Origin of the sequence: Erythrobacter sp. CCH5-A1 (genome assembly GCF_001557115.1) — a bacterium.
Lineage (GTDB): Bacteria > Pseudomonadota > Alphaproteobacteria > Sphingomonadales > Sphingomonadaceae > Erythrobacter.
The window spans coordinates 1-5,832 of sequence record NZ_LSKQ01000193.1 but is presented as its reverse complement, the minus strand read 5'-3'; the positions used below and the strand labels follow the sequence as shown (position 1 = coordinate 5,832).

At 61.8% G+C, this 5,832-nt stretch carries 5 protein-coding genes; all 5 read right to left on the bottom strand.

The window, feature by feature from the left end:
- Positions 1-128: 128 nt before the first annotated feature.
- The 5 genes from AX708_RS11425 to trbC are packed head-to-tail and all read right to left on the bottom strand — an operon-like array spanning position 129 to position 5,769.
- Positions 129-1,586: a conjugal transfer protein TraH gene (locus tag AX708_RS11425; RefSeq protein WP_082747228.1), complete on the bottom strand. Its 1,458-nt coding sequence runs from the start codon at positions 1,584-1,586 to the stop codon at positions 129-131.
- Positions 1,586-2,413, bottom strand: coding sequence for a conjugal transfer protein TraF (locus tag AX708_RS11420; protein ID WP_082747227.1), 828 nt, complete (start codon positions 2,411-2,413; stop codon positions 1,586-1,588). Before AX708_RS11420 ends, AX708_RS11425 begins: the two co-directional genes overlap by 1 nt.
- 4 nt (positions 2,414-2,417) lie before the next feature.
- The gene (locus AX708_RS11415) at positions 2,418-2,969 is read right to left on the bottom strand and encodes a hypothetical protein (protein ID WP_067490153.1); all 552 of its coding nucleotides are present in this window, start codon (positions 2,967-2,969) and stop codon (positions 2,418-2,420) included.
- A gap of 35 nt (positions 2,970-3,004) precedes the next feature.
- Positions 3,005-5,026: a conjugal transfer protein TraN gene (locus AX708_RS19945; RefSeq protein WP_082747226.1), complete on the bottom strand. Its 2,022-nt coding sequence runs from the start codon at positions 5,024-5,026 to the stop codon at positions 3,005-3,007.
- Entirely contained in the window at positions 5,023-5,769 is a 747-nt protein-coding gene (gene trbC / locus AX708_RS11405; RefSeq protein ID WP_067490146.1) for a type-F conjugative transfer system pilin assembly protein TrbC, read from the bottom strand. The genes AX708_RS19945 and trbC overlap by 4 nt, the downstream gene beginning before the upstream one ends.
- Positions 5,770-5,832 lie beyond the last annotated feature (63 nt).

Genomic DNA, 5,832 nt, shown 5'->3' with positions numbered 1-5,832 from the left:
GCGGAAGCCCCCTCCCCCTGACCATGCCGCGACGGCATTGAGGACATTGACGATGTACTCGCCGCCGCCGACCGTGAAGACCTCTAGCATTACCTACGCCCTTCCCTCAATCCCGCGAGCGCGGGGCCTTACCTGATCCCCTGAGCCGAAAGTCCACGGCCAAACCGGAGCGACGCCGAGATCTGCGGGCTCATGGTGTTCTTGAGCGATGCCTCGAGGAGCTGGGTGCGCTGGATGATCTGGTAGGTATCGCTCAGCTTGCCCGACATCTCGGCGCGCTTGGCATTCAGATTGATGCGGACATCCTGCACCTGCCTGCGCCAGTCATCGAAGTTCTTCTGCTCGGGAGCATCGAACCCGATCTGCGAACGCGCGACGTCATCGAGCATGCGGTCGATATTGCCGAGAAGCACTTCGACGGCGACAATCTCGGCAAGGGAGTCAAGTTCGCCCGCACCCAGACCGAACTGTGACGCGGAATTGACCACGAGAATCTTGTAGAGAGGGATCGACGTCATCCCCAGGAGGTTGACCTCGTCGTTCGACAAGCTCGAATTGATGCGGATATCCTGGGCGATGCTCTCCATCATCGCCTTGACACGCGCCTTGTAGGCCGAGTTCGGGCCGATGTTCAACGGCCTTGGCTGCGGATCGAGACATTCATCGGCTCCCGTTGACCCTTGGCAGCGGTAGATCTGGGCCGGCGCAACCGACGTTCCGTCGAGAAGCGCAGTGTATGTGTCCCAGCTCGCAGGACCAATGAAACGGAACCGCCCGTCAGTGCTGTCAGTCTCGGGCTTGATGTAGATCACCGTCCCGACCATCGTCATCAGCCACTCCGCGTAGTCCTCGTCGGGCCGCGTCGCCGAGTTGCTCATGAGGGCGTTCCAGGTGTAGTTTTTGCTTTTCGCGAGCGCGGCCTGCGGGTCGGTGCTGCCGTTGATGGCAGCGTTGCGCGCGCTCTGGTCCTGACACGAGTGGCGCGCCTTGGCCTCATCCGAGAACAGCCCGTTGCTGCGACCAAGGTTCTGGCAGATGGTCTGGCTCGCCCCGTCCATCTTAGGCCAAAGCGCGCCGACGGCCTCCTGCGCGAACTGGCACGAGTTCATGTTGAACTCGTTCATCTGCTGGATCTTGTGGCTCATGTCCTTCATCACACCGCCGATCTGCGCGGAGATGGAATCGATCGCGAGCTGGAAGGCGAAGCCGATCGCATTGTTGGCGGTCGCCTTCAGGGTCGCGACGATCTCATCGGTGTTGATGAAGCTGAAGGAACCGCCGAACAGGTCGATCCCGCCGCAGCCCCCGCTAGCACGCGGCAGCTGCAGGTTGACCGGGTTGATCTGTTTGGTCGGGAACCGCGTCCACAGACTGCCACCGGAATAGTAGCCTGCCGCCTGCCCGTCGAAGGCAGACGGGCCGGTGACATTGGCAGCCGCTCCGGACGAGTTGAAATAGGAGTTCATCTCCCCCTCGACGCTGGCCATCGCTGGCGACGCCGCGAGGCTCACGGCAGCAAGGCAGGTGAGCGAGCTCCCGGTGATGCGAAAGCCGCGGGCCCAGAAGGATTGGCGAGATTTGCTCATCAGAAGTCACTCCCCGGCTCGGTGTTGGTGAGGGTGAAAATGCGATCCATGACATCGTCGGCCGCCATCACGCCGTAACCGATCGGCATCGGCTGCTTGGTCACGGTGTCGAACAGTACCAGCGCAGGCACCTGCTTGCCGGCCATGCCCATCGCCTGGAACTGGCCCGTATCGATCAGGTAATTGGGAAACGCGGCATTCGGCCCGCCATCGATCGAGACCGCCATGACGGTCATTCCGAAGCGGTCTGAGACGCCCCTGATGATCGGAGAGAACACCTCGCAGGCCGCGCAGCCCGAGGAGTAGAAATAGAACACCCCATAGCGCTGGCTGATAGCGGCAAGCGCGGCATCGCGCTGCGCGGTGCGCTGGGTAGTCCAGGTCTTCTTGCCGAGTGCGTTGATCGGGCGCTGAAGCGTGTAATCGAGCTCGGGGTTCTGCCAGATAGCGCGGCGCCACACGTCGGCAAAATCGGAGGCCCTGTCGAGCTGCTCGCGCTGGAAGGAAATGTATTCCTGCACGTTCTTCGTGGTCGGCTCGAGGATCGCCCTCGCCTTCAGCTCCTCCAGCTTTTCGCTGATCGCCTTAAGGCGGACCGCGGCCGGAATGCTGGACTGAGCCTGGGCGGCGGTCTCAGGATCGGGCTTGGGCTTTTCGCAGTAGAACCACTGTCCGAGGTTGCGTTCGCGGCAATAGAAGTCATCACCCTGCTGAACCCGGATCAGGCCATCATCGCCCTCCTCGCTATGCTGCGCTGCCGCAAAGCTCGGCGCGAGCGCCGCACTCAACATGGCTGCGCTCAGCACAGCACCCCATATCCGCGTCATTGCCTCACTCCTTGCTGCTGTCGTCCGAGGCCTCGTGCCCCTTGCCCTTCCCTTTGCGCTTTGGCGGTTTGGGCTTCACAGCACCTGCATCCGCCTCGACCGGTTTGAGACGCGCTTCGCGCGCTTCCTTGCGCGCGGCCACGCGGATATCCTCGCGCTGCGCGTCCGTGAGGTTCGGCTTGCCCTCGCGCTTCCGCAGCGCCTCCTCGGCCGCGACCGCCTCGTCCTCCACCGATTTCTTCATGATGTGCGCCAGAAGCGGCGGATCGGCCTTCTTCAACGCGCGGCCAAATTCGCTGCCCACGATTCGGATGAGTGCCGTGAACGAAAGCGCCACCGGCTCGGCCGAGGCGCGCCGCGTGCGCAGTGATCCGTCCTCGAGCGTCGTCAGATACCCCTGATGCTCGAGACGACGAACCGCAGGGCGAATATCGCCGAGCGAAATAGCATAGCCGAACCAATCCGATAACGTCGGCAGCAGCGAGGGTGCCGGCTGCGGGCCAAGCCGCATCAAGGCGATCATGATCGCAAACTCGACCACGCTGAGGTCGGGCAATGCACGTCCGCTTGAGAGCGGTGTTATCGTTTCCATTAATTCGGTCCATGCTGCTGCAAGTAGTCCTCTATGCGTTGCTGGATTTGCTGTGACGTGTCCAATTCATCAGGGAGCTTGGCAGCGTCGATAAAGTCGGCGTAGACCTCGGAGAAATTCATCACTGACAGGTCGAGACGTGAGAACTCTTCAAGCGTGAAGCCCTTGCAGGTCTCGCTTTTGGGCGCACCCCAAGGCTTGCTGATCTGCTGGCGGCCCTGCTGCTGGAGGATGCGGCTGAGCTTGGACTCAAAGCAGCAATAGGCATCCCTGCGCGTCGTACAGACGCCCAGCACACGGCTTGAACAATAGGATCCAACCCGGTGGCACAGACCCTTGTCGTCCTTCTTGTCGAGCTCACGCTCGGCCGCGTTGCACAGGAACGGGGTAAGCAACGGCACGCCCTTGCCCGAACAGCAGTTCGACAGGCCGAAGACCTTCTTCGAACAGGTCTCGCGCGAACCCGCGAACAGCGTCAGATCCGCCTCATTGAACTCGGCATTGGCCTGTCCAAGGGTGTGGAGACCGACAAGCGCGTCCTTGAACTCAGTAGAAGCCTCGCGCTCGATGGGCTCGCACTCGCCGTCAATGCAATAAACATCGTCACCGCAGATATATTGAGCCGGATCATCGGTGCCGACACCAGGGATGGGGCAACGATAGACATTGGTTGTCACCTGACAGGCTCCAACCTGCGGATCGTCAAGACATTCATCCCGAACGAAAGTGCATTGAGGATTGCCGGCGATATCACCGCAATCGGTGGCTTGGCCCGTTCCATTGCACTGATACGTGCGCTCCCATTCCCAGCAGGGCCGGGTCACGGAAACGCCATTAATCATACGAGTCTCGGACTGGCCGGTGCAGACCTCACCGACCTGAGTGCACGTGAGGCCATCGGTTGCCGCCTGACATAATGCTTCGTTTCGCGTATCGGTGATCGTACTCTGACCCGGAACGAGCGTGTACGGAGCAGATGTCACGGGGCTGTTGCATTGAACAGTCAAACGATAGATGAACTCGCCGGGCTCCGTGCAATTAGGCCAGCGTCCCTGCAAGCAGGTCCGACCAATCCGAACACGGTTCGTAACACGGCAAACGCCAGCGGCCACAGCGGGTTCAAAGCCGCGGCATACTTGGCTTCCGCCCGAATAGTCCTCGACGAAATCACACATATACTGATAGCGATCAGGGCTGCCTTGGACATCAACCTCGAGTGGCACCCGACAGCTGCGCGCTTCATCGATGATCTGCAGACCTTCCTCGCATGTCGCCTCGTAATACTCAGTTCCTGCGCCGCTCGGCGGAAGCGGCGCGCATTGACTGTTGGTCGAACCGAGCGTCGACCCGGCCAGATAGGCGTCGGGATCTTCGGCGACAGCCTGTGCGCGCAGAAGCCCGTCGGCATCCAGCGTGACAACTGTCCGGTCTGGATTGGTCACAAGACGCCATGCATCGTTGCTCAGAGCGCCACTTGCGCCCTGCGCCGTCAGACCATCCGGATCATCCGCCAGCGCTTCCTGCGGAAGCGTCTGCCCCGTATAGCCGGGGATTGTGCCGGTGAGGTTCGTGGTCGTCGAAATCTGACCACTGGCAGCTCGAGCGCCAGTGACGAAGGTCTTCCCGTCAGCCTTGGCAGCGCTGATGTCTCCTTTAGGAAACGTAAGTGGGCCGCCCGGGACGTACGGCGCGACTGGCACAACCCCTCCCCCGCCCCCGCCAGCGGGGGGCGGGTTCCCCGGAGATGGCGCGGGTGTGGGAGTTGGAGATGGTGAAGGCGCCGGGTTTTGCGGCGGTTGCGGGAAGACAGGGACGTCCGGCGGGATCGGATCGTCAGGCAGTATCGGGATGATCGGCTCAAACCGCTGCTGCGGCTGAGGCTGCGGGAAGTAGGTGTAATCGTCGAGATCGTAGAAGCCGCCACCCGGCGCAGGCTGCGATGCCTGCGCAAAGAGAGGCAATGGACCCGCTGTTGAAAGGCACACGGCACCGGCCAGAACAGAGGCAAGCGCCCGCCTCATTTCGAAGCCCTGATATTGCCGAGCGCGGTGCGCGCGACCAGAGCACCGGGGCCGTTGTCCTCAGCGAAGGTCTCCAGCGCATAACGTACAGTTACATTGCCACTGATGCTGTCGAACGGCGGTGGCGTGGTGATACAGCTGAGGCCATCACAGGGCGTAAAATCGCTCGACACAGCGACATATGTTGGAACGGCCTGGATATTGAAGGCACGAAACAGCCGGGGATCAACACCGATCGAAGCGAACTGATCGTCGTTGCTGACGACCTTGCTCATGCCGGCGACGAACTGCTTGACCGAATTGTTGGGAAAGCCTCGAAACACCACGAAGCCACCGGCCGCCGAGGTCTGATCGATGATCGTCTTCAGCGATTCTTCTGGCATGGAGAGGCTCACAAAGACCATGAACTGCGGCGCGCTTCCGCGATTGTCCTTGAGGTTCCCGGAGGCAGCAGCAATCATCTCGTCAAAATCGACCGCGCCCGCTGGGCCCTTGGGCAGCGTGGCGGGATCGAGCCCCTGCACCTTCTGCCTGGCCGCGGCATCGAGCGCTTCGGCGTCGGGACGGTACTCTTCCACCCGACGCGCGACCTCGGCCGAGAGGATAGCCGCATCCTCGCTCTGGGCTGCGGCACGGGCGCGGATCGCATCGAGGTCGAGGCCGTCGACCGTCTGGGCGAGCGCAGCGCCTACCCCGGCAAAGCCGGCGATCAGCGCAAGCGTCATGAGAAGTTTGCGGTTCATCTCGTCCCCCTCACAGTAGAGTCAGACGTGGGCGCTGTGGGGTGTCTCCACCGCCAGTTTCCC